Origin of the sequence: Martelella mediterranea DSM 17316, assembly GCF_002043005.1 — a bacterium.
GTDB classification, from domain to species: Bacteria; Pseudomonadota; Alphaproteobacteria; order Rhizobiales; family Rhizobiaceae; genus Martelella; species Martelella mediterranea.
Genome location: NZ_CP020330.1, coordinates 819628 through 841859, shown reverse-complemented (window position 1 = coordinate 841859; position 22232 = coordinate 819628). Strand labels below are relative to the sequence as shown.

Sequence of the window (22232 nt, the reverse complement as noted above, 5' to 3'; positions counted from 1 at the left end):
AGGCCATGAGGGCGCCGGAATTGCTGGAGAAGGAACGCCGCCGCAGCCTGCGCCTGCAGACGCTGGTGCGGCTGCGCTGGCTGGCGGTTGCGGGCCAGACCACGACCGCGACTTTCGTGGCCTTCGGGATCGACTTCTCGATGCCGATCATCCCCGTCTTCGCGCTGATCGCCGCGCTCGCGCTCGGCAATCTGATCCTGACGCTCAGGTTTCCGGCGACGCAGCGGGTGGAGCCGCGCTTCGCCTTCGCCCTGCTCGGCTTCGACCTCGCCCAGCTTACCGCCCTGCTTTATCTGACCGGCGGGCTTGCCAATCCGTTCGTCCCGCTGATTTCGGTGCCGGTGATCATTTCCTTCACCGCGCTGCCGCTGCGCCATGCCATGGCGCTTCTGGTGCTGGCGGTCGCGGGCGTTTCCGTGCTGGCGATCGAGCCGTTTCCGCTGCCCTGGTATGAGGGGCTTTCGCTCCAGATCGAGCCGGTGCTGAAATTCGGCATCTGGATCGGGATCGTCTCGATGCTGAGCTTCGCCGCCTTCTACGCCCACCGGATCTCGCTGGAGGCCGAGCAGATCTCGGATGCGCTGGCGGCGACCGAACTGGTGCTGCAGCGCGAGCAGCACCTGTCCCAGCTCGACGGTCTGGCCGCCGCCGCCGCCCATGAACTCGGAACGCCGCTCGCCACGATCTCGGTCGTGGCCAAGGAGATGGCGCGCGCGCTCGGCGATGATCCGAACCATGGCGAGGATGTGCAGCTGCTTGTCAGCCAGAGCCAGCGCTGCCGCGACATCCTTTCCCGGCTCGCCTCGCTTTCCAAGGAGGACGAGAGCCATATGCGCCGGCTGCCGCTGTCCTCGCTGCTGGAGGAGGCCGCGGCCCCCCACCGGCCGTTTGTCGCGGAAATGGAGATCAGCATCGAGGGCGACGGTCCGGAACCGGTCGGCCAGCGCAACCCGGCAGTGCTTTACGGCCTTGGCAACATCATCGAAAACGCGGTCGAGCATGCCGGCCGCGCGGTAAAAATCAGGGCGCGGCACGATGCCACGCGCGTAACCATCACCGTCAGCGACGATGGCGGCGGCTTCGCGCCGGACATTCTCGCGCGTATCGGCGATCCCTTCGTCTCGGACCGCCAAACCGATCGCGAGGGCGCCAACCGGGCAGGCGGGCTGGGTCTCGGCCTGTTCATCGCCAAGACGCTGCTGGAGCGCGCCGGCGCGACGCTGACCTTCGAAAACGACGGCGGCGCCCGCATCACCATCACCTGGCCGCGCTGGCGGATGGAGACGGAGTGAGGACAGCTTTGCGTATGGGGAAGGGTTCTAAAACCGGCCTGCGATCCATGCGGCGAGCCGCTCGGCGACGTCGGTCTTGTCCATATCCGGCCAATCCTCCGCGCCATCCTTCGTCACCAGCGTGACCCGGTTGCGCTGACCGCCCATGACGCCCTCTTCCGACACGTCATTGGCGACGATCAGATCGGCGCCCTTGCGGGCGAGCTTGTCGCGGGCATAGGCGGCGACATCGTTGGTTTCGGCGGCAAAGCCGACGACCAGCGCCGGGCGATCGCTATGATGGCCGACCGTCTTCAGGATGTCGGGATTTTCGACCAGTTTCAGCGGCGGCGGCGCCTCGCCGGGCTTCTTCTTCATCTTCTGCGGGGCCGCATCTTCCGCCCGCCAGTCCGATACCGCCGCGACCATGACCGCGATATCGGCGGGCAGGGCGGCCTCCACGGCGGCAAGCATCTCGCGCGCGCTTTCGACATGCACGGCGGTGACGCCTGCGGGATCGGCGATATTGACCGGACCTGCGACCAGCGTCACCTCCGCGCCGAGCCGGGCAAGGGCTGCTGCAATCGCGTGGCCCTGCCGGCCTGAGGAGCGGTTGGCGATATAGCGCACGGGATCGATCGCTTCGACCGTCGGACCGGAGGTGACGATCGCGCGGCGGCCGGCAAGCGGCTTCGGCGCTTCATCAAAAAAGGCTTCGACGGCAGCGACGATTTCGAGCGGCTCGGCCATCCGGCCAGTGCCGGCCTCGCCGCGCTCGGCCATTTCGCCCGCCATCGGGCCGATGGTCATGACGCCGTCGCCGACGAGGGTCGCGAGGTTGCGCGAAGTCGGCGCGGCAGTCCACATTTTCGGATTCATCGCGGGCGCGATCATCACCGGGCAATCGCGCGCCAGAAGCACCGCGCCGGCGAGATCATCGGCGATCCCTGCCGCCATCTTCGCCATCAGGCTGGCGGTGGCGGGCGCGACCAGGATCAGGTCATGCTCGCGAGCGAGCCGGATATGGCCGACATCCTGCTCGTCCTCGCGCGAAAACAGATCGGTGAACACATGCCCGCCCGTCAGCGCGCCGACGGCAAGCGGCGTGATGAATTCCTGCGCCGCCGCGGTCATTATCGGCGTCACCGCCGCGCCACGCTCCTTCAGCCGCCGGATCAGGTCGAGGCTTTTGTAAGCCGCGATGCCGCCGGTGATGATCAGAAGGATGCGTTTATCTCGAAGCGACATGAGCGTGCTTTCCCTACCATTCTGCCGCTACCATTAGCATGGATGCTGCGCCGGAAAACCTCCCTTGAAGGGCGGGAGCCCGGCCGGAGAAAAATTCGTCTGCCTGGTGGCTGATTGAAGGCACAGAAAGAAAAAATCTTCTACAGATTTCGTTGGTTCCAAACGAATGCGGGTTTATCACGCCTGTCGAAAGAGGGTGGTCCAGATGAAAATTATCGAGACGGAAGTATTCAAGGGACTGACGGCATCGCGCCGCCTTGCCATCCCTGACGTCAAGGCGGCGGCGGCGGAGCTGTCGCCGAAGATTGAAAACGAGGCGGCGGCCTGTGGCCTCGCGATCGCCGGTCCATGGATATTCATGGCGCAGAACCTGCCCCATGACGGCAAGACACTGTTCGACTGGACGATCTGCTGCCCGGTGACGGTACCCGATGGATACCGCCATCAGGACGACTTCGCGCTCAAGGCATTCGAGCCGATCATGGTCGCGACCCGCACCTATCAGGGTACGCTGCGGGGCCTGTTCACCAAGGGCTATGCGCCGTTGGTTGAGGAAATCAGCGTATCGCGCCATGTCTTCTCTGGAGAGAGCCGGGAAATCTATCATGCATGGAACGGCGCCAAGGCCGGTTATCACCGGATCGAGATTCAGTTCGGCCTTGCGCGCTGAAGCCGGCGCGGCCTGTTTCGACAGGCCGCGCCGGGTCTCAGTTTACTTCGAAAAATCGAGCGCCCGGTCGCCATCCTTGTCCTTCACCCGGGTCGGCAGGCCGATCTGGTTCAGGATGTGCAGGAACGGCTTGGGCGGCAGTTCCTCGACATTGGCCATGGTCTTCACGTCCCATTCGCCCGACGCCACCAGCATGGCGGCGGCAACTGGGGGCACGCCGGCGGTGTAGGAAATGCCCTGCGAGCCGACCTCGTTATAGGCTTCCTTGTGATCGGAGACGTTGTAGATGAACACTTCGGCCGGCTTGCCGTCCTTGGTGCCCTTGACGAAATCGCCGATGCAGGTGTTGCCGGTATAGCCGGGCGCAAGAGAGGAGGGATCGGGCAGCACGGCCTTGACCACCTTGAGCGGCACCACTTCCTGGCCGTCGGCCAATTTCACCGGCTGTTCGGAGAGCAGGCCGAGGCTCTTCAGCACGGTGAAGACGTTGATGTAGTGATCGCCGAAGCCCATCCAGAAGCGCACATTGGGCGAGCCCATGTTCTTGGCCAGCGAATGGATTTCGTCATGGCCGGACATATAGGCCTTCTGCTTGCCCACGACGGGCAGATCGAACTCATGGCCAATCTCGAACATCTTGTTCGTGGTCCACTCATTGTTCTGCCAGGCATAGACCACGCCGGTGAACTCGCGGAAATTGATTTCCGGGTCGAAGTTCGTGGCGAAATACTTGCCGTGGCTGCCGGCATTGATGTCGACGATATCGATATCGGTGATGTCGTCGACATAATCGTCCTTGGCAAGCCGCGCATAGGCGTTGACGACGCCCGGATCGAAGCCGGCGCCGAGGATCGCGGTCACGCCCTTCTCGGCGCAGCGATCCTTCCGCTTCCACTCGTAGTTCGCATACCACGGCGGGGTTTCGCAGATCTTGTCCGGCTCCTCGTGGATGGCGGTGTCGATATAGGCGGCGCCCGTCTCGAGGCAGGCTTCCAGAACCGACATGTTGAGAAACGCCGTGCCGACATTGATAACGATCTCGACGCCGGTCTCCTTGATCAGGCTGACGGTCGCGGGAATATCCAGCGCGTCGAGCTGGTGCGCCTGAAGGACGCCTTCCTGCTTCAGCGCCTTCTTTTCCATGATGCTTTCGATGATCGCATCGCATTTCGCCTTGGTGCGCGAGGCGATATGAATGTCGCCGAGCACATCATTGTTCTGGGCGCATTTATGAGCCACCACCTGGGCGACGCCGCCGGCGCCGATAATCAGGACATTCTTCTTCATCAGGACAACGTCTCCGGTTTCGTCCGTTGTGGCCGCTGGGCCGGTGAAAAATCAAGCGTCACGAAAGGCTCGCGACATAATCCTCATAGCCGAACTGGCGCACGGGGCGGATGGTTCCATCCAGCTCCCGATGGGCGATCGCCGGCATTTTCACGCCATTGAACCAGTTCTTCTTGACCATCGTATAACCGGCGGCGTTTTCGATCGAAAGACGATCGCCGACCCTGACCGGCTGCTCGAAGGAAAACTCGCCGAAAATATCGCCCGCAAGGCAGGACTTGCCGCAGATCATAACCTTGTGCGGCCCGGTATCGGGCAAAATCGTGGCGCGCTCGCGATAGATCAGCAGATCGAGCATATGGGCCTCGATCGATGAATCGACGATGGCGAGATCCTTGCCGTTGTTGAGCGTGTCGAGCACCGTCACTTCCAGCGTCGCGGCACCCGTAATCGCCGCCTCGCCGGGTTCCAGATAGACCTGAACGCCGTATTTCTCCGAAAACGCCTTCAGCCGGTCGGCGAGCCTTTCCAGCGGATAGTTTTCGCCGGTGAAATGGATGCCGCCGCCAAGGCTGACCCAATCAAGCTGCGAGAGGAGATGGCCAAAACGCTCTTCGATCACGCCGAGCATGTCGTCGAAACGTTCGAAATCCTCGTTTTCGCAATTATTATGGAACATGAAGCCCGAAACCTTGTCGAGCACCGGCTCGATCACCGCCGGATCGTGCTCGCCAAGCCGCGAGAACGGCCGGGCGGGATCGGCGAGGTCGAAATCCGAGCTCGAGACCTGCGGGTTGACGCGCAGGCCGCGGATCCTGTCAGCCGACTGACGCTCGAACCGGGAAAGCTGACCGACCGAATTGAAGATGATCTTGTCGCAATTGGCGAGCACTTCGTCGATCTCGTCTTCGCCGTAGGCCACCGAATAGGCATGGGTCTCGCCGCCGAATTTCTCGTAGCCGAGCTTGACCTCGTAGAGCGATGACGAGGTGGTGCCGTCCATATACTGGCTCATCAGGTCGAACACCGACCAGGTGGCGAAGCATTTGAGCGCGAGCAGGGCCTTCGCGCCGGAGGCCTGGCGCAGCCAGGCGATCTTTTCCATATTCGCCGTCAGGCGCTGCTTGTCGATGAGATAATAGGGCGTTTGCATCGGCGTGACCTCTTTCAGGCGGCGTCAAAGAAGCGCCCGGGCGCGACGGGCTGTCGAGGTCTACATATTCAAGCGGACGGTAAAATCAACCTCGAAGCGGGGATTTCGCCGGGTCGACAGCATAAAGCCCCGGCCGCAACGCTCTCAGCCCTTCAACAGATAGCGGGCCGCGTCCTCATCGGTGATCAGCGCGTTGATCTGTCCGCCGCGGACGGCGGCGCGGATGGCGCGATGCTTGCGCGCGCCGCGGGCGAGGCCAAATACCGTGGTATCCTCATGAACCGGAATGGGAATGCTGGCGACGCGCTGGTTGATCGGGTGGTCCAGAAGCTGGCCGTTGTCGTCGAAGATCCAGCCGCAGATTTCGCCGGCGGCGCCTGCGGCAAGCAGTTCCTCCATCTCGCCGGCCGTCAGGAAGCCATCGACCAGAAGGGGCGCGTGCGCGCCAAGCTCGCCGATGCCGACGAATGTCGCATCCGCCGTGGCGCCGAGCTCCAGCGTCGGCTTCACCAGCGGCTGGGCGTGAAACAGGATGCGCTCCTCGGGCGTCGATACCAGAACCGGCAGCGGCATCGGGAAATGGCGGGCATTGATGGCGTCGGCCATCAGGAAGATGACGTTGTAATAGGCCGCGGAGCCATCCGGGCTGATATTGCCGGTGAGCGAGACGATCCGGTGTTGCGGGCAATCCATCGGCGGCAATTGTTCCACGGCGGCGCGCAGCGTGCGCCCGGTGCCCATGGCAAGCACCGTCGGCTCGGCGCGTTTCAGCCAGCGCTCGATTTCGGCGGCTCCTTCCTCGGCAATGCCGGCGACGGAACTGTCGGAGCCCGGATCGCTCGGCACCACCACTGCCTGTTTCAGCCCGAATTCCTGCTGAAGCGCGCTTGAAAGCGCCAGGCATTCGGCGATCGGGTGGTCGAGGCGGACCTTGATCAGGCGTTCCGACATGGCGAGCGATACCAGGCGCTGGGCGCTCTGGCGGGAAATGCCCATGGCGGCGGCAATCTCGTCTTGGGTGCGCCCGGCGACATAGTAAAGCCAGCCGGCGCGCGCCGCATCGTCGAGACGGGAAGTTTTGCCGATTTTTTTCGCCATTGCGGGCCGCCATCTTCCTTGGTTGAGCCTTCGTCAACCGGCAGCTTAGTGTCTGCTGCGCCTGAAGGGAACCAGTCCCGGCGCTTGCCGTCGCTCATTCCCCGGAAACCGGTTTTCGGCACGCGGGCGCTTGTCGATCGGGGGGCGATGACGATAAAAGCAGGCAGCGGCGGTTTCGCGCCGCCCGAACGGATCGGGAAAAGCCGCCATTTCCAGACGGCGGACAGTGAGGAACCATGAGCAAGCGTATCGTTTTCACCGGCGGCAGCGGCAAGGCCGGCCGCGACGTCATACCCTATCTTCTGGACAAGGGGCATTCCGTCCTCAATCTCGACCTGAAACCGTTCGACCATCCCGGCGTGAACACGCTCACCACCGATCTCACCAAGAGCGGCGAGGTTTTCAACGCGCTTTCGATGCATTTCGGCTTTGAGGGCTATGAGAGCGGCGCGCTGCCGGAGGCGCCGGACGCGGTCGTCCATTTCGCCGCCGTGCCGCGGGTGCTGCTGCAGCCCGACAATGTGACCTATGAGACCAATGTGGTCTCGACCTACAATGTCATTGAGGCGGCGATGAAACTTGGCGTGCGCAAGGTGATCATCGCGTCGAGCGAAACCACCTATGGCGTCTGCTTCACCGAGGGCGACAAGGACTTCAAGTCCTTCCCGCTGGAAGAGGATTACGATGTCGACCCGATGGACAGCTACGGGCTTTCCAAGGTCTGCAACGAAAAGACCGCGCGTGCCTTCGCCATGCGCTTTGGCGCCGACATTTACGCCCTCAGGATCGGCAACGTGATCTCGCCGGAAGACTACGTCAATTTCCCGGGCTTCCTCGCCGACCCGCCGTCGCGCAAGCGCAATGCCTGGAGCTATATCGACGCCCGCGATCTCGGCCAGATCGTCGATCTCTGCCTCGAAAAGGATGGCCTCGGCTTTCAGGTGTTCAACGCCACCAACGACACCATCACCGCCAACGAACCGACCAGGAGTTTCCTCGCCAAATACGCGCCCAATACGCCAATCACGCGCGAATTGGACGAATACGAGGCCCCGCTCTCCAACCGCAAGATCCGCGAGGTTCTCGGGTTCAAGGAAGAGCATGACTGGCGCAAATATGTGAGGTGAGGCGTGGCGGAAAGAAAACGGCTGTCGCGTATGGCTTGACCGCATAGCCCCCAATCTTCTCGCCCCGGAGGGGAGAGATGTCGCGAAAGCGACAGTGAGGGGGGAGTCCATCACCGCGAACGCCCTCACGGCTTGATACGCTGCGCCACCCTCACTGCCCCTGTCGGGGCATCTCTCCCGCCAGCGGGAGAGAGTATTGGGAGCAAGCGGCGAAGCCGTGCCCGCTACTCCACCGCCACCGAATGCCACAACGCCTTGTCGCCGATCTCGGCGACCATTTTCGCGTGGGCTTCCAGTTCTTCCGGGTGAATGCGCGGGGCAAGGGGGCGGGGGCGGACGAGGGGGGGGAGCTTGCGGACATTGCCGTCGGCGTCATACTGGTCGCCATCGCCAGCATTGACGAGGCGAAACGCCGCCTGCCGGCCGCCCGACATCTCGATATAGACTTCCGCCAGCAGTTCGGCATCGAGCAGCGCGCCGTGCTTGGTGCGGTGGGCATTGTCGATCGAATAACGCTTGCAGAGCGCGTCGAGGCTGTTGGGGCCCATCGGATGCTTGCGGCGCGCCAGTGCCAGCGTGTCGAGAACCATGTCATCGGCGATCGGTCCCTTGCCAAGGCGACCGAGCTCGACATTGATGAAGCCCATATCGAAGGCGGCGTTGTGGGCGATCCAGCGCGCACCCTCGAAAAAGGCCAGAAGATCATCGGCGATTTCCGAGAATTTCGGCTTGTCCTGCAGGAACTCGTCGGTGATTCCATGCACCTGCAGGGCTTCCGGATGCACGGTCTTGCCATCGGCATTGATATAGACGTGGAAGGTGCGCCCGGTCGGAAAATGGTCGATCAGTTCGACCGCGCCGATCTCGATGATCCGATCGTCATTCTTGTCCATACCTGTGGTTTCGGTATCGAAGATGATATCGCGCTGCGCCTTCATCAGATGCTGTCCCTTGTGCTGTCTCTTGTCGCCCGCGGGCCCCGTGTTTTCAGTTCGGCAATGATCGCGCCAACCGCCGCGCGCGCCGCGTCCATGCCATTGCCAGTGTCGACAATATAATCGGCCCGCGCGCGTTTTTCGCCATCGGGGAACTGTTGTTTCAGCACGGTTTCGAGTTTTTCCACCGTCATTTCCGGCCGCGACAGCACGCGTTGGCGCTGGATTTCCGGATCGCAGGTGACGACCACGACATAATCGACATCGCGCTCGCCGCCGGTCTCGTAAAGCAGCGGTATGTCGAGCACCGCGATCGGCGCGCCATCGACGCTGGCCTGTTTCAGAAAGGCGCGTCGTTCCTCGCGCACCAGCGGGTGGACGATCGCCTCGAGCCGCTTGAAGTTCTCGGCCTTGCCGGCAAGCGCTTTGCTGAGCTTCTGCCGGTCGATCGCGCCATTGACGGCGACGCCGGGGAAGGCCGCTTCCACAGGTTCGACAGCACGGCCGCGATAAAGCCGGTGCACGGCGTCATCGGCATTGAAGACCGGCATGCCGGCCTCGGCGAAAAAGCCCGCCGTGGTCGACTTGCCCATGCCGATCGATCCGGTGAGGCCGAGCACGATCATGCGGTTTCCCCGAGATCGGCGAGGATTTCGGTCATCAGCCCGTCATCGACCTCGGGCGTCCTGCCGAACCATTTCTCGAAACCGGGCACGGCCTGATAAAGCAGCATGCCGATCCCCTCGGCGGTCCTGAAACCCTGTTGTTTCGCCTGTTTGAGGATCGGCGTTTCGAGCGGCACATAGACGATATCGGCGACGATCGCGTTTTCATGCAGTGGCGAAAAATCGAAATCCGGCACCGCGCCGCCCTTCATGCCGAGCGAGGTGGTGTTGACGAACAGGCCCGCGCCTTCCATCACCGCCTCGAGATTGTCCATGTCGTGGGCATGGACCCGGTCGCCGAGCCTGAAGGCGAGTTCGGAGGCGCGCGCCAGCGTGCGGTTGACGATATGGACATGGGAAAAGCCGCGGTTCTTCAGCGCCAGCACCACGGCGCTCGCCCCGCCGCCGGCGCCCAGCACCACCGCGCGCTCGGCATAATCCCAGCCGGGATGGAGCGCGTCGAGGCTGCTGGCAAAGCCGAATCCATCGGTATTGGTGGCGTGGATGCGGCCGTCTTCCACCCACAGCGTGTTGGCGACGCCGAGCGTGGTGGCAAGCTCGTCGCGCTCATCGGCAAGCTCGAAGGCCGCGGCCTTGTAGGGCATGGTGACATTGCAGCCGACATAGCCGGCCTCGCCGGAACGCAACTTTTCCATGAATTCGCCGATTGCGCCGGGCGCGACATCCTGGCGGACATAGTCCCCGTCAATGTCGTATTTCTTCAGCCAGTAGCCATGCACCAGCGGCGAGCGCGATTGATCCACCGGATGGCCGATGACGCAGGCCCTTGGCTTTGCCGTTTCACGTGAATCATTCATCAATCGCTCCCAGTTTGCGCAAGGCCTTCAAAAGCGTCAGCATCGGCAGGCCCAGTATCGTGAAAAAGTCGCCCTCGATTTTCGAAAACAGTTGCACGCCCGGTCCTTCAAGCTGGTAAACGCCGGAGGAAAAAAGCACCTCATCCGGTAGCAGCGCGAGATAGCGATCGATCGCCGCCTCACCGAGTGTGCGCATGGTGAGCCGCGCCGTCTCCGCGGCTTCGAAGACAATTTCGCCGTCTCTGGCGATGGCGAATGCGCTGATCAGCGAATGGCTTTTGCCCGAAAGCCGCTTGAGATGATCGCGGGCCTCTTCCCGGCTTTCCGGCTTGGAATAGGGCCGGCCTTCGAATTCCATGACCTGGTCGCCACCGATCACAAAAGCATTTTCCGCCCGCGCCGAAACAGCGAGCGCCTTTTCGCGCGACAGCAGAGCCGCCAGGAAGGCGGGTGTTGCGCCCGTCTTCAGATAGGGCGCTTCGACGGCGCGCTCGTCGACATCGGGCTTTTTGGCGGTGAAGACGAGTCCGGCATTTGCGAGCAGCGCCCGGCGCGAGGGGCTGGTCGAGGCAAGCACGATCGCGGGTTTTTCATAGGTAGCGCTCATGTCTCTCCTTCCGGCCTTGTCAGCCGCGCTGGTGTTTCAGGGCGAGGATGGCGGCCGCCGTCTCCTCGATCGAGCGGCGCGTGACATCGATGATCGGCCAGTCGTTTCGGGCGGCCAGCGAGCGGGCATATTTCAGCTCCTCGGCAATGACGGCGCGGTCGGTATAATCGCTCTTGCCGTGATCGCCGCCGGCGCCGAATTCACGATATTCGCGCACCTGCGAAATCCGCCCCGTGGACGCGATCAGGCAGACGATCAGCGGCTTTTCAGCGCTGTAGAGACTGTCCGGCAGGGCAACCCCCGGCACGATCGGGATATTGGCCGCCTTGACGCCGCGATTGGCGAGATAGACGCATGTCGGCGTTTTCGATGTCCGGCTGATCCCCAGTATGACGATATCGGCCTCGTCATAGGTCTCGGGCATCTGGCCGTCATCATGTTCCATGGTGAAATTCAGCGCCTCGATGCGGGCGAAATAATCCTCGTTGAGGCTGTGCTGGGCGCCGACGCGGCGTTGCAGCGTGGTGCCGAGATAGGACTGGAAGACGGCGGCCACCGGCTCCAGCACATTGACGCTCGGCACGCCCATGTCGCGACACATTTCGTGGATCAGGGCGGAAAGCTCCTCGTTGACCACGGTATAAAGCACGATGCCCGGCGCATCATCGATCGCGCGCAGCACGGTGAGCAGCTGCTTGCGGCTTCTGATGAGCGGATAGACATGCTCGATCGGCTCATGACCGCCGAACTGGGCGGATACCGCGCGGCCCGCCGAGATCAGCGTTTCGCCCGTCGAATCGGAGATCAGATGCAGGTGAAAGAAGTTTTTCCGGTTTTCCACGATGTCCTTCGCCTGCTGTTCATAACATTGGAGAAACCGGGACGAAAAATCTCATCCGGTTTTCGCCTGTGGGCAGTGCGCGTGTTTATCCACATATGCTCAAATGACGGAAGCGTGAAATCCAGCCTGTTGAAAACGGGGACAATGCCGACCATCGCACCGCTTTGCCGTGGGTTTTACACAGGGTTTCCGTCTTGCGCCAGAGCCGGGAGGCGTTGAATCCATTGAGGTGAACAGCGAAATCCCCGGTTTGCCGAAATCACGGTTCCAAAAATCATCGATGCGAAACTGGAAACCGGGGAAATGACTCATAACTGCGGCAAAAGCTTTAATCCTTGATCGTCACAGACTCTAAGAAATAAAAGAAACCGAAGATAACAAGATTCATTTAGAGGCGAGGCTGGGGATATGGCGAAAAGAGCACTGGAACGGGTGCTGGATGGCGAAACCGTAAACCCGCCGCCGATCTGGCTGATGCGCCAGGCAGGACGCTATCTGCCGGAGTACCGCGCCGTGCGGGAGAAGGCCGGAGGCTTTCTGAACCTCTGCTATAATCCGGATTTTGCAACGGAAGTGACGCTGCAGCCGATCAGGCGATATGGCTTTGACGCGGCGATCCTGTTTTCCGACATTCTGGTCATTCCCGATGCGCTGAAGCGCAATGTCCGCTTTGAGGCCGGGGAAGGACCGAGACTTGATCCGATCAACGCAGACGGCATCTTGGCTCTTGAAAAGAGCTATGACGCAGGCCGGCTCGATCCGGTCATCGAAGCGGTGAGGCGGATACGCCGGGAGTTACCGGAGGAAACGGCGCTGCTCGGTTTCTGCGGCGCGCCCTTTACCGTGGCGACCTATATGATTGCCGGACGCGGCACCCCCGACCAGGCGCCGGCGCGGCTGTTTGCCTATCGCCACAGACGCGAATTCCTGAAACTGCTCGACTACCTTGCCGATCTCTCGGCCGATTACCTGATCCGCCAGCTTGAGGCCGGCGCCGGCGCGGTGCAGATCTTCGACAGCTGGGCCGGTGTGCTCGGCGAGGAGGATTTTGCCGACTTTGCTGCGGCACCCGTCGCGCGGATCGTTGCGAAAGTGCGGGCGGCGCATCCGGAGGCGAAGATCATCGCCTTCGCCAAGGGCGCGGGCCCCAACCTCGCCTCGTATCGCGCCAAGACTGGCGCGGACGCGATCGGCCTCGACTGGACGGTGCCTCTTGCCATCGCCAGAGACCTGCAGAAGGATGGGCCAGTGCAGGGCAATCTTGACCCGCTTTCCGTGGTCGCCGGCGGCCATGCGATGAAAAGCCGCGCCCTTGCCATTCTCGAAGCGCTTGCGGACGGACCGCTGATCTTCAATCTTGGCCACGGAATCACGCCCGAGGCCGATCCGGAGCATGTGGCAGCGCTTGTCCGGCTCGTGAGAGGCGAAGAATAATTTTTTTCAAGAGGGAGGATGCCTGATGGCAGAGCAGAACAATGCCGGCAGCAAGGCGGCAGGACGGGCCATGACGGCGCTGCTGGCGTTTCTGGCGCTCTGTCTTGGCATCTACATCTTTGACCGCGATAATTTCTATCTCTGGGCCAAGGCAATCCACATCATGGCGGTGATCGCCTGGATGGCCGGCATGTTCTATCTGCCGCGCCTGTTCGTCTACCATGCCGATACAACGCCCGGTTCGGAAAGCTCGGAAACCTTCAAGGTCATGGAATACCGGCTGATGAAGGCAATCATGAACCCGGCCATGATTCTGACATGGATCTTCGGTCTATACCTCGCCTGGGAGGGATACCGGTTTTCCGGCGGTTGGCTGCATGTCAAGATTCTGGCGGTTTTTGTGCTATCCGGGGTGCATGGCTATTTCAGCAGGGCGATGAAGGATTTTGCGGCCGACAAGCGTATAAAGAGCGCGAAACACTGGCGGATCGTGAACGAGGCGCCGACCGTTTTGATGATCATTATCGTCATAATGGTGGTTTTGAAGCCGTTTTAATCATTTGATGAACGGATTAGGCCGGTTTCAGCGATAAAAATGCGGTTTTTGCTCTTGTAACGTCAGCGGCAAATCAGTATCTTCCGGCCACTCATCCAAAAGGCTGTGCGAAAGTATCCCCCTTTGCCAATCCGAATTGGCACTGCTCTACCAGCGCAACCGGCCTTGCTATCATCATGACAACATCACGGTTTTCTTCATGTCTCAAATGAAGCTTCAGGAACTGAAGAGTAAAACGCCTACCGATCTCCTTGCCTTTGCCGAATCTGTCGAAGTCGAGGGCGCGAGCACCTTGCGCAAACAGGAACTCATGTTTGCCATCCTCAAGATGCTTGCGGCCCAGGACGTCGAGATCATCGGCGAGGGCGTTGTCGAGGTCCTTCAGGACGGTTTCGGGTTCCTGCGTTCGGCCAATGCCAACTATCTTCCCGGCCCGGACGATATCTATATTTCGCCTTCCCAGATCCGCCGCTTCGCGCTGAAGACCGGCGACACGGTTGAAGGGCCGATCCGCGGACCGAAGGAAGGCGAGCGGTATTTCGCGCTGCTCAAGGTCAACACCATCAATTCCGACGATCCGGAAAAGATCCGTCACAAGGTCCATTTCGACAATCTGACGCCGCTCTATCCCGATGAGCGCTTCAAGATGGAGCTCGACAACCCGACCTCGAAGGACAACTCCGCCCGCGTCATCGATCTGGTCGCGCCGCTCGGCAAGGGCCAGCGTGGCCTGATTGTCGCCCCGCCGCGCACCGGCAAGACGGTACTCTTGCAGAATATCGCCCATTCGATCACCGCCAATCACCCCGAATGTTTCCTGATTGTGCTCTTGATCGATGAGCGGCCCGAGGAAGTGACCGACATGCAGCGTTCGGTGAAGGGCGAAGTGGTCTCATCCACCTTCGACGAACCGGCCGTACGCCACGTGCAAGTTGCTGAAATGGTTATCGAAAAGGCAAAGCGCCTGGTGGAGCACGGCCGCGATGTCGTGATCCTGCTCGATAGTATCACCCGTCTCGGCCGCGCCTACAACACGGTCGTTCCGTCCTCCGGCAAGGTGCTGACCGGCGGTGTCGACGCCAATGCGCTGCAGCGGCCGAAGCGCTTCTTCGGTGCCGCGCGCAATATCGAGGAGGGCGGTTCGCTGACGATCATCGCAACGGCGCTGATCGATACCGGCAGCCGTATGGACGAGGTGATCTTCGAGGAATTCAAGGGCACCGGCAATTCCGAAATCGTGCTCGACCGCAAGGTGGCCGACAAGCGCATCTTCCCGGCCATGGACATTCTCAAGTCCGGCACCCGCAAGGAAGACCTGCTCGTGCCGCGCCAGGACCTGCAGAAGATCTTCGTCCTCCGCCGCATCCTCGCGCCCATGGGCACCACGGACGGCATCGAATTCCTGATCGACAAGCTGAAGCAGACCAAGAACAACGCCGAATTCTTCGAATCGATGAATACCTGAGCGGGGGCTGTTCCGCAGGGAAGCTTCGTTGCAAGATCGACGTATGATGGCGCTAGGCCCAGACGATTAAGTATGGCGTTGCCGCATAGCCCCCAAATCTTCTCGCCCCGGAGGGGAGAGATGTCGCGAAAGCGACAGTGAGGGGGGAGCCTATCCCCGCGAACGCCCTCACGATTTGAAATGCTGCTTTACCCTCACTGCCCCTTTCGGGGCATCTCTCCCGCCAGCGGGAGAAAATATTAGGAGCAAGCGGTAACGCCTTGCCCATGCGGCAGCGGATTAATGGCGCGTCGCTCCATACTGATAAGATATTGAAATAAAACAGGTTTCTCTAAAATGTCCGCTGCCGGCGACACCATCTACGCGCTATCGAGCGGCGCCTTGCCTTCCGGCGTGGCGGTGGTGCGGGTGTCGGGAAAAGACGCGTTTTCCTGTTGCCGAGCGATTACCGGCGAAGTGCCCGCGCCGCGCAAGGCGCGCCTGATGAGGCTTGTCGACGCGGCAGGTTCGCCCATCGACACGGCTCTGGTTCTGGTTTTTGCGGGGCCGGCCTCCTTCACCGGCGAGGATTGCATCGAGTTCCAGCTTCATGGCGGGCGCGCAGTGGTGCGGGCGCTGCTCGATCGATTGGCCGGTCTGGGGCTGCGGCATGCCGAGGCCGGAGAGTTTACCCGCCGGGCCTTTGAAAACGGCAAGATCGATCTGGTCGAGGCCGAAGGGCTTTCCGACATGATTGGCGCCGAAACCGAGATGCAGCGCCGGCTGGCGCTGGAACAGGCAGGCGGGGGCCTTTCCGAGCTCTATGACGGCTGGGCGCGCGAACTGACCCATGCGCGGGCGATGATCGAAGCCGAACTCGATTTTTCCGATGAGGACGATATTCCCGGTTCGGTTTCTGCCACGATCTGGGGCACAGTCGAGGAAGTCGGTCACCAGATCGAAAGTCACATTGCCGGCAGCAGGGCAGGGGAGATCATTCGCGATGGTTATCGCGTGGTAATCGCCGGTCCTCCCAATGCCGGAAAATCCAGCCTTCTGAACGCGCTGGCGCGGCGCGATGTCGCGATCGTTACCGACGTCGCCGGCACCACGCGCGATATTCTGGAGGTTTATCTCGACCTGGATGGCTACGCCGTTCGGCTGTGCGACACTGCTGGTCTACGCGAAAGCGATGATGTCGTCGAGGCGGAAGGCATGCGCCGGGCAAGGGCCCTGCTCGAGGAGGCGGATTTGATCCTTTCCCTCGGTGACATAGGGGCGGGCCAGCCGGCGGAGCGCTTCGAAGGCGAGTGCCTTCGGATCGGCACCAAGGCGGATATCGGCAACCAAACCGGGGCTGACTTTGACCTGCTGATTTCGTCGCGCACAGGCGCTGGCATGGATCGTCTGGTCGAGATGATAAAGGCGCGGCTTGAGGCCCGGCTTGCGGGCGCATCGTTGTCGCTGCCGGTGCGCGATCGCCAGGTCGGTTATCTCAAGGAAACGCTGCGTCATATTCAGGCAGCATTGGACGCCCGCGACTACTCGCCGGAGATCCCCGCTGAATCCTTGCGGCAGGCCGCTGTCGCGCTTGGCAGAATCACCGGGCGGGTGGATGTCGAGGATTTGCTGGACGTGATCTTCTCCTCGTTCTGCGTCGGCAAGTGACCCGGTTTTTGTTTCACGTGAAACAATCTTGACTCGTGCGCCGACAGTCGGCACAACGTTTTGAAAATGACCAGCCGCGCAAGCGGCGGAGAAAGGCTCCGGGCAGCGTCCCGTCGAGCCATGGAGTCACGAATGTCCTATGATGTCATCGTCATTGGCGGCGGCCATGCCGGTTGCGAGGCCGCGAGCGCCGCGGCCCGCGCCGGCGCGAAGACCGCGTTGATCACCCATCGCCGGGAAACCATCGGCGTGATGTCCTGCAATCCCGCAATCGGCGGGCTTGGCAAGGGCCATCTCGTGCGGGAGATCGATGCGCTTGATGGGCTGATGGGCCGCGTCGCCGATGCCGGCGCGATCCAGTATCGCATGTTGAACCGGCGCAAGGGGCCGGCCGTGCGCGGACCCCGCAGCCAGGCGGATCGCAAGCTCTACCGTCAGGCCATGCAGGCGGCGCTCTCTGAGATCGCAAATCTCGACATTCTCGAAGGCGATGTCTTCGATCTCGAAACCGCCAATGGCCGTGTCTCGGCGGTCATCCTCGGTGATGGTCAACGCTTCGCTTGCGCCGCGGCCGTGCTGACGACGGGCACGTTTCTGCGCGGACTTATCCATATCGGCAATAAAAAGATCCCCGCGGGTCGCGTGGGGGAGGCGGCATCTGTCGGCCTGTCGGGCACGCTATCGCGGCTTGGCCTTTCACTTGGACGGTTGAAGACCGGCACACCGGCGCGGCTCGATGGCCGCACCATCGACTGGGATTCGCTTGAGCGCCAGAGCGCGGATGCCGACCCGACGCCATTTTCATTCATGACGACGGGCGTGCGGAATCCGCAGATCAATTGCGGCATCACCCGGACCACGCAGAAGGTGCACGAGATCATTCGCAAGAATATCGGCCTGTCGGCGATGTATTCCGGCCAGATCGAAGGCGTCGGGCCGCGCTATTGTCCTTCGGTCGAAGACAAGATCATGCGGTTCGGCGATCGGGATGGGCACCAGATTTTTCTTGAGCGGGAGGGTCTCGACGATCCGACGGTCTATCCGAACGGCATTTCGACATCGCTGCCGGAAGAGGTTCAGGACGCCTTCATTCACGCCATCCCGGGTCTGGAGAAGGTGACGATCCTGCAGCCGGGCTATGCCATCGAGTATGATCATGTCGATCCGCGCGAACTGTCGGCCTCGCTTGAATTGAAAAAGCTTGGCGGTCTGTTTCTGGCGGGCCAGATCAACGGGACGACCGGTTATGAAGAGGCGGGCGCTCAGGGACTGGTGGCGGGACTGAATGCCGCGATGCTGGCGTCCGGCTCCGAGCCGGTGACCTTCTCGCGGACGGACTCCTATATCGGCGTGATGATCGATGACCTCACCACGCGGGGTGTCGCCGAACCCTACCGCATGTTCACCTCGCGCGCCGAGTATCGTCTGACGCTGCGGGCCGACAATGCCGACCAGCGGCTGACGCCGATGGCGGTGGCGCTCGGCATTGTCTCGCATGAGCGGCGGGAAAAATTCTCCTCCTATATGGCCGCGATCGATGAGGGCAGGGCGGCGCTGAAGGGCCGGTCCCTGACACCCAACGAGGCGGCGCGCCATGGGTTGAAACTCAATCAGGACGGTCAGCGTCGCAGCGCCTATGACCTGCTTGCCTATCCGGAGCAGGATTTTTCCGGGTTGACGTCGATATGGCCCGAGCTTGGCGATATGCCGGAATCCGTGCAAACCGCGCTGGAAATCGAGGCATCCTATGCTGTCTATCTCGATCGTCAGGCGGCCGATATCGCCGAGGTGCAACGCGACGAGGGGAGGGCGATACCGCTGGAGTTCGATTACGACAGCCTGTCCGGTCTCTCGAATGAGCTCAAGGGCAAGCTCTCGGCGGCGCGGCCGGCGACCATTGCCCAGGCGAGCCGCATTGACGGCATGACGCCGGCGGCGCTGTCGTTGCTGCTCGTGCGCCTGAAGCTGCGGGCGGCCTGAGCGATGAAGCTGAATGGCATCGATGTTTCACGTGAAACAGAGGCGCGGCTGGACCGCTTCGTCAGCCACTTCGAAAAATGGGCGCGCGCCATCAATCTGGTCGCGCCGTCAACGCGCCAGCAGATATGGGATCGGCATATCGCCGACAGCGCGCAGCTGTTTCAGCTGGCGCGGGGGCCCAGGACCTGGATCGATCTCGGCAGCGGTGGCGGCTTTCCGGGGATCGTAACGGCGATCTTTCTGGCCGAGGCCAATGAGGGCTGGGTGCATCTGGTCGAAAGCAACAACAAGAAGGCTTCGTTCCTGCGCACCGCGATCCGCGAGACCGGCGCGCGCGCCAGCGTTCATGCGATCCGTGCCGAGACCGCGCCGGCGGAGATCGAGCACCCGCAGCTGATGTCCGCCCGGGCGCTGGCTGCGCTCGATCAGCTGCTGGATTACGCCGCGCCCTGGTTCTCTGCAGACCCTTCCTTTCGGGCCTTTTTCCACAAGGGGCGGGATTATCAGCGCGAACTCGACAAAGCACGTGACCGATGGTCGTTCGATCTGGTAAAACATGAAAGCAAGGTCGAGCCCGGCTCCGTAATCCTCGAAATCGCGCGCCTTGCACCGGTTCTTTGAAGACAGGCGGGACGATCATGAACCAGAAAACCCGGATCATTACCGTCGCCAACCAGAAGGGCGGCGTCGGCAAGACGACGACGGCGATCAACCTGGCGACCGCGCTCGCCGCCATCGGCGAAAAGGTCCTGATCGTCGATCTCGATCCGCAGGGCAATGCCTCCACCGGGCTTGGCATCGAGCGCAATCAGCGCGAAATTTCGGCCTATGATGTGCTCATCGGCGAGAAGACGGTGGCCGAGGCCGCGGTTCACACCGCCGTGCCCAATCTTGATATCGTTCCCTCGACGCTCGATCTGCTGGGTTTCGAGCTCGAGATCGCCAGCGATCCCCGCCGTGTGTTCAAGCTGCGCGATGCGCTGTCGCACAGCGATATCAGCAATTACCGCTATGTGTTCTGCGATTGTCCGCCTTCGTTCAATCTTCTGACGATGAATGCCATGGGTGCGGCCAATGCCATTCTCGTGCCGCTACAATGCGAATTTTTCGCGTTGGAGGGCCTCAGCCAGCTTCTCGACACCGTCTCGGAGGTGCGCAGCACCATCAATCCTAAACTTGAAATCCAGGGCGTGGTGCTGACCATGTATGACAGCCGCAACAATCTTGCCCAGCAGGTGGTCAGCGATGTGCGCGACTATATGGGCGACAAGGTCTACAAGACGCTGATTCCGCGCAATGTCCGGGTCTCAGAGGCGCCGTCCTTCGGCAAGCCGGTGATCCTTTACGATCTCAAATGTCAGGGCAGCCAGGCCTATATCCAGCTTGCCTCGGAAATCATCCAGCGCGAGCGCGCGCTGGCGGCTGCCTGACGCGACAAACATGGTGAATGCGATGAGTGATGACAGTTCCAAACGGCGTCTTGGCCGCGGCCTGGCCGCCCTGATCGGCGATATCGAAAAGCCTGCCGAGACCGATGCGCCGGTCACGGCCGATCGCCGGATTCCGATCGAGTTCATCACCCGCAACCCGCGCAATCCCCGCCGCCATTTCGAGGAAGCGGATCTGCGTGATCTGGCCGCCTCCGTACGCCAGCACGGCATCGTCCAGCCGGTCGTGGTGCGCACCATCGGCACCCAGCGCTATGAAATCATCGCCGGCGAACGCCGTTGGCGCGCGGCGCAGCTTGCAGGTCTCGCCGATGTACCGGCGCTGATCCGCGATGTCGATGACCGCACGGCGCTGGAAATCGCGATTGTCGAAAACGTCCAGCGCGCCGACCTCAACCCGCTGGAAGAGGCCAATGGTTACGAGCTGCTGATCGCCGAACATGGCTATACCCAGAACGATCTCGGCGACATTATCGGCAAAAGCCGCAGCCATGTCGCTAACAGCCTGCGGCTGCTGAAGCTGCCCGAAGGGGTCCAGACAATGCTGGCCGAAGGCGCTTTGTCGGCCGGTCATGCCCGCGCCCTGATCTCCACGCCCGATCCTGCAAGCCTGGCACGGACCATTGTCGAGCGCGGCCTTTCGGTGCGCGACGCCGAGAAACTGGCGCAAAAGGCGATCGAGGGCGGTGGCCAGAGCAACCGGGCGCCGCGCCAGAAGGATGCCGATACGCTGGCGCTGGAGCAGACGCTTTCCGATCGGCTTGGACTGTCGGTCGTGATCGACCATAAATCCAATGGCGGGCAGATTCGGATCAGCTACAAGACGCTCGACCAGCTCGACGATCTGTGCCGTCGTCTGGATCGCACGCCAAATTGATATGACACAATTTTTCTATTCTGATTCAGGTATTTGAAGAGAGAGCAGACCGACGCTAGGCCCGCGTCGCTGCCCGGTTTGACCGAAGCGAGAGCGAAAGCAGCGTCTGCATCGCGATGCTCTCTTCCAGTTCGGGATATTGCCGGGTCTTCAACACCGTATCGGCGAGCAGCCTGAGCGCGCGTGCCGTCGCGGCGCTGTTCCAGGCGCCAAGAGCGCGTTCGAAGATCGGCTTGCGCTTGAAGAAGATGTGTCGCCCATGGGTCTGCATCACCTGGCTTGCCGGCAGGCGCTTGCTCTCCATCTCGGCGCGCATCTGATCGAGCAGGTGAAACTGCCGGATACAGCCATTGAGGATCAGGAAAATCGGCGTTTTTGACTGGGCGGTCTTGGCCATGGCGTGGCGCAGCGCCGCCATATCGCCGGAAAGCACGGCATCCACCGCATCATCGGCGGAAATCGCGCTGGCATCGCCGATCACGGCGGCGACGTGGTCCTCGGTGATCACATCGAGGCCCCGGCCATAAAGCACAAGCTTGTCGATCTCGTTGCGGGTCGCCAGCCGGTCGCCGCCGATCAGCGACAGCAGCAATTGCCGCGCCGGCGGGGTAATTCTCAGCGAAGCATCTGATAAAGCCTGATCGATCAATGTGTTAAGCGCGCGAGCATCATCGGCATAGCAGGGTATCGCGGCGATGGAGCGGGCGCTTTCCGCGGCCTTGCGCATCGCCGTGCCCTTGCGCAGTTCTCCGGCCTCGATGATCAGCGACGCGCCCTCCGGCGGGCTGTCGGCCAGCATTTTCAGCACGTCCGCGAGTGCCTTGTCATTGCCGCCAGCGCGCGCCCAGACGAGTCGCTCGCCGCCGAACAGGCCGATCGCGCCCATTTCGTCCATGATCCGCCCGGCATCGATATCGCCGCTGTCGAGCTTCATCACCGCGAAGGCGTCATCCAGCGGCACGCCCGTGCCCTTCGCGATCAGCGCGGCGCGCTCGCTGACAAGGCCGCGATCCGGCCCGTAGATCAGAAAAACCCGGTATTTGCGCGCATCCTGCCGGAGGAAGCCGTCAAACTGATGGGATTTTATCTCGGTCATCGGCGCCGT

21 protein-coding genes are annotated in these 22232 nt (G+C 61.8%); 11 read left to right on the top strand and 10 right to left on the bottom strand.

From position 1 onward, the window contains the following. The first annotated feature begins 5 nt into the window (after positions 1–5). Positions 6–1292 (top strand): ActS/PrrB/RegB family redox-sensitive histidine kinase, encoded by a 1287-nt coding sequence (locus Mame_RS03825; RefSeq protein ID WP_018065361.1) that lies wholly within the window; start codon positions 6–8, stop codon positions 1290–1292. A 27-nt stretch (positions 1293–1319) separates the two neighbouring features. Here the strand turns inward: Mame_RS03825 and coaBC are convergent, their stop codons facing one another. After that, entirely contained in the window at positions 1320–2519 is a 1200-nt protein-coding gene (gene coaBC, locus Mame_RS03820; RefSeq protein ID WP_018065362.1) for a bifunctional phosphopantothenoylcysteine decarboxylase/phosphopantothenate--cysteine ligase CoaBC, read from the bottom strand. Positions 2520–2724: 205 nt separating this feature from the next. On the opposite strand from coaBC, the gene Mame_RS03815 reads away from it, so the two are divergent. Beyond that, entirely contained in the window at positions 2725–3189 is a 465-nt protein-coding gene (locus Mame_RS03815) for a GyrI-like domain-containing protein (protein WP_018065363.1), read from the top strand. A gap of 42 nt (positions 3190–3231) precedes the next feature. Here Mame_RS03815 and Mame_RS03810 read toward each other — a convergent pair whose 3' ends face one another. The 3 genes from Mame_RS03810 to Mame_RS03800 form a co-directional block, all read right to left on the bottom strand. After that, positions 3232–4476, bottom strand: a complete 1245-nt coding sequence (locus Mame_RS03810; RefSeq protein ID WP_018065364.1) for a saccharopine dehydrogenase family protein — start codon at positions 4474–4476, stop codon at positions 3232–3234. Positions 4477–4534: 58 nt separating this feature from the next. Beyond that, positions 4535–5629 (bottom strand): carboxynorspermidine decarboxylase, encoded by a 1095-nt coding sequence (nspC, locus tag Mame_RS03805; RefSeq protein WP_018065365.1) that lies wholly within the window; start codon positions 5627–5629, stop codon positions 4535–4537. Between the two features lie 144 nt (positions 5630–5773). Next, the gene (locus Mame_RS03800; protein WP_018065366.1) at positions 5774–6727 is read right to left on the bottom strand and encodes a sugar-binding transcriptional regulator; all 954 of its coding nucleotides are present in this window, start codon (positions 6725–6727) and stop codon (positions 5774–5776) included. A 236-nt stretch (positions 6728–6963) separates the two neighbouring features. Here Mame_RS03800 and Mame_RS03795 point away from each other — a divergent pair, with 236 nt between their 5' ends. After that, positions 6964–7854 carry an NAD-dependent epimerase/dehydratase family protein gene (locus Mame_RS03795; RefSeq protein WP_018065368.1) on the top strand — a complete coding sequence of 297 codons (891 nt, stop codon included), beginning with the start codon at positions 6964–6966 and terminating at the stop codon, positions 7852–7854. Positions 7855–8078: 224 nt separating this feature from the next. Here the strand turns inward: Mame_RS03795 and dnaQ are convergent, their stop codons facing one another. The 5 genes from dnaQ to Mame_RS03770 are packed head-to-tail and all read right to left on the bottom strand — an operon-like array spanning position 8079 to position 11720. Further along, on the bottom strand, positions 8079–8792 hold the full coding sequence (gene dnaQ / locus Mame_RS03790; RefSeq protein ID WP_018065369.1) for a DNA polymerase III subunit epsilon: 714 nt from the start codon (positions 8790–8792) through the stop codon (positions 8079–8081). Next, entirely contained in the window at positions 8792–9415 is a 624-nt protein-coding gene (coaE, locus tag Mame_RS03785) for a dephospho-CoA kinase (protein ID WP_018065370.1), read from the bottom strand. Before coaE ends, dnaQ begins: the two co-directional genes overlap by 1 nt. After that, on the bottom strand, positions 9412–10272 hold the full coding sequence (locus Mame_RS03780; protein WP_018065371.1) for a shikimate dehydrogenase: 861 nt from the start codon (positions 10270–10272) through the stop codon (positions 9412–9414). Before Mame_RS03780 ends, coaE begins: the two co-directional genes overlap by 4 nt. Further along, positions 10265–10879 carry a Maf family nucleotide pyrophosphatase gene (locus Mame_RS03775; RefSeq protein ID WP_018065372.1) on the bottom strand — a complete coding sequence of 205 codons (615 nt, stop codon included), beginning with the start codon at positions 10877–10879 and terminating at the stop codon, positions 10265–10267. The genes Mame_RS03780 and Mame_RS03775 overlap by 8 nt, the downstream gene beginning before the upstream one ends. Before the next feature lie 19 nt (positions 10880–10898). Then, positions 10899–11720 (bottom strand): pyruvate, water dikinase regulatory protein, encoded by an 822-nt coding sequence (locus tag Mame_RS03770; RefSeq protein ID WP_018065373.1) that lies wholly within the window; start codon positions 11718–11720, stop codon positions 10899–10901. 408 nt (positions 11721–12128) lie between these two features. Between Mame_RS03770 and hemE the strand changes: the two genes are divergently transcribed. The 8 genes from hemE (at position 12129) to Mame_RS03730 (ending at position 21127) form a co-directional block, all read left to right on the top strand. Further along, a complete protein-coding gene (gene hemE / locus Mame_RS03765; protein ID WP_018065374.1) occupies positions 12129–13154 on the top strand; it encodes a uroporphyrinogen decarboxylase in 1026 nt (341 codons plus the stop codon). Positions 13155–13179: 25 nt separating this feature from the next. Further along, positions 13180–13710: a protoporphyrinogen oxidase HemJ gene (gene hemJ, locus Mame_RS03760; RefSeq protein WP_018065375.1), complete on the top strand. Its 531-nt coding sequence runs from the start codon at positions 13180–13182 to the stop codon at positions 13708–13710. A 199-nt stretch (positions 13711–13909) separates the two neighbouring features. Continuing rightward, complete coding sequence (gene rho, locus Mame_RS03755; RefSeq protein WP_026173571.1) at positions 13910–15175, top strand: transcription termination factor Rho; 1266 nt, start codon at positions 13910–13912, stop codon at positions 15173–15175. A gap of 336 nt (positions 15176–15511) precedes the next feature. Further along, entirely contained in the window at positions 15512–16822 is a 1311-nt protein-coding gene (gene mnmE / locus Mame_RS03750) for a tRNA uridine-5-carboxymethylaminomethyl(34) synthesis GTPase MnmE (RefSeq protein WP_018065377.1), read from the top strand. Positions 16823–16954: 132 nt separating this feature from the next. Next, positions 16955–18802, top strand: a complete 1848-nt coding sequence (mnmG, locus tag Mame_RS03745) for a tRNA uridine-5-carboxymethylaminomethyl(34) synthesis enzyme MnmG (RefSeq protein ID WP_018065378.1) — start codon at positions 16955–16957, stop codon at positions 18800–18802. Between the two features lie 3 nt (positions 18803–18805). Next, positions 18806–19423 carry a 16S rRNA (guanine(527)-N(7))-methyltransferase RsmG gene (gene rsmG, locus Mame_RS27105; RefSeq protein WP_018065379.1) on the top strand — a complete coding sequence of 206 codons (618 nt, stop codon included), beginning with the start codon at positions 18806–18808 and terminating at the stop codon, positions 19421–19423. A 14-nt stretch (positions 19424–19437) separates the two neighbouring features. After that, positions 19438–20232, top strand: a complete 795-nt coding sequence (locus Mame_RS03735; protein WP_026173573.1) for a ParA family protein — start codon at positions 19438–19440, stop codon at positions 20230–20232. Between the two features lie 22 nt (positions 20233–20254). After that, positions 20255–21127, top strand: a complete 873-nt coding sequence (locus Mame_RS03730; protein ID WP_026173574.1) for a ParB/RepB/Spo0J family partition protein — start codon at positions 20255–20257, stop codon at positions 21125–21127. A gap of 55 nt (positions 21128–21182) precedes the next feature. Here Mame_RS03730 and holA read toward each other — a convergent pair whose 3' ends face one another. Beyond that, the gene (gene holA, locus Mame_RS03725) at positions 21183–22223 is read right to left on the bottom strand and encodes a DNA polymerase III subunit delta (RefSeq protein ID WP_018065382.1); all 1041 of its coding nucleotides are present in this window, start codon (positions 22221–22223) and stop codon (positions 21183–21185) included. Positions 22224–22232 lie beyond the last annotated feature (9 nt).

Bases quoted from the DNA above. Each gene is read 5' to 3' on its own strand.
- Mame_RS03825 (WP_018065361.1), top strand. From the start codon at position 6: ATGAGGGCGCCGGAATTGCTGGAGAAGGAACGCCGCCGCAGCCTGCGC.
- coaBC (WP_018065362.1), bottom strand. From the start codon at position 2,519: ATGTCGCTTCGAGATAAACGCATCCTTCTGATCATCACCGGCGGCATC.
- Mame_RS03815 (WP_018065363.1), top strand. From the start codon at position 2,725: ATGAAAATTATCGAGACGGAAGTATTCAAGGGACTGACGGCATCGCGC.
- Mame_RS03810 (WP_018065364.1), bottom strand. From the start codon at position 4,476: ATGAAGAAGAATGTCCTGATTATCGGCGCCGGCGGCGTCGCCCAGGTG.
- nspC (WP_018065365.1), bottom strand. From the start codon at position 5,629: ATGCAAACGCCCTATTATCTCATCGACAAGCAGCGCCTGACGGCGAAT.
- Mame_RS03800 (WP_018065366.1), bottom strand. From the start codon at position 6,727: ATGGCGAAAAAAATCGGCAAAACTTCCCGTCTCGACGATGCGGCGCGC.
- Mame_RS03795 (WP_018065368.1), top strand. From the start codon at position 6,964: ATGAGCAAGCGTATCGTTTTCACCGGCGGCAGCGGCAAGGCCGGCCGC.
- dnaQ (WP_018065369.1), bottom strand. From the start codon at position 8,792: ATGAAGGCGCAGCGCGATATCATCTTCGATACCGAAACCACAGGTATG.
- coaE (WP_018065370.1), bottom strand. From the start codon at position 9,415: ATGATCGTGCTCGGCCTCACCGGATCGATCGGCATGGGCAAGTCGACC.
- Mame_RS03780 (WP_018065371.1), bottom strand. From the start codon at position 10,272: ATGAATGATTCACGTGAAACGGCAAAGCCAAGGGCCTGCGTCATCGGC.
- Mame_RS03775 (WP_018065372.1), bottom strand. From the start codon at position 10,879: ATGAGCGCTACCTATGAAAAACCCGCGATCGTGCTTGCCTCGACCAGC.
- hemE (WP_018065374.1), top strand. From the start codon at position 12,129: ATGGCGAAAAGAGCACTGGAACGGGTGCTGGATGGCGAAACCGTAAAC.
- hemJ (WP_018065375.1), top strand. From the start codon at position 13,180: ATGGCAGAGCAGAACAATGCCGGCAGCAAGGCGGCAGGACGGGCCATG.
- rho (WP_026173571.1), top strand. From the start codon at position 13,910: ATGTCTCAAATGAAGCTTCAGGAACTGAAGAGTAAAACGCCTACCGAT.
- mnmE (WP_018065377.1), top strand. From the start codon at position 15,512: ATGTCCGCTGCCGGCGACACCATCTACGCGCTATCGAGCGGCGCCTTG.
- mnmG (WP_018065378.1), top strand. From the start codon at position 16,955: ATGTCCTATGATGTCATCGTCATTGGCGGCGGCCATGCCGGTTGCGAG.
- rsmG (WP_018065379.1), top strand. From the start codon at position 18,806: ATGAAGCTGAATGGCATCGATGTTTCACGTGAAACAGAGGCGCGGCTG.
- Mame_RS03730 (WP_026173574.1), top strand. From the start codon at position 20,255: ATGAGTGATGACAGTTCCAAACGGCGTCTTGGCCGCGGCCTGGCCGCC.
- holA (WP_018065382.1), bottom strand. From the start codon at position 22,223: ATGACCGAGATAAAATCCCATCAGTTTGACGGCTTCCTCCGGCAGGAT.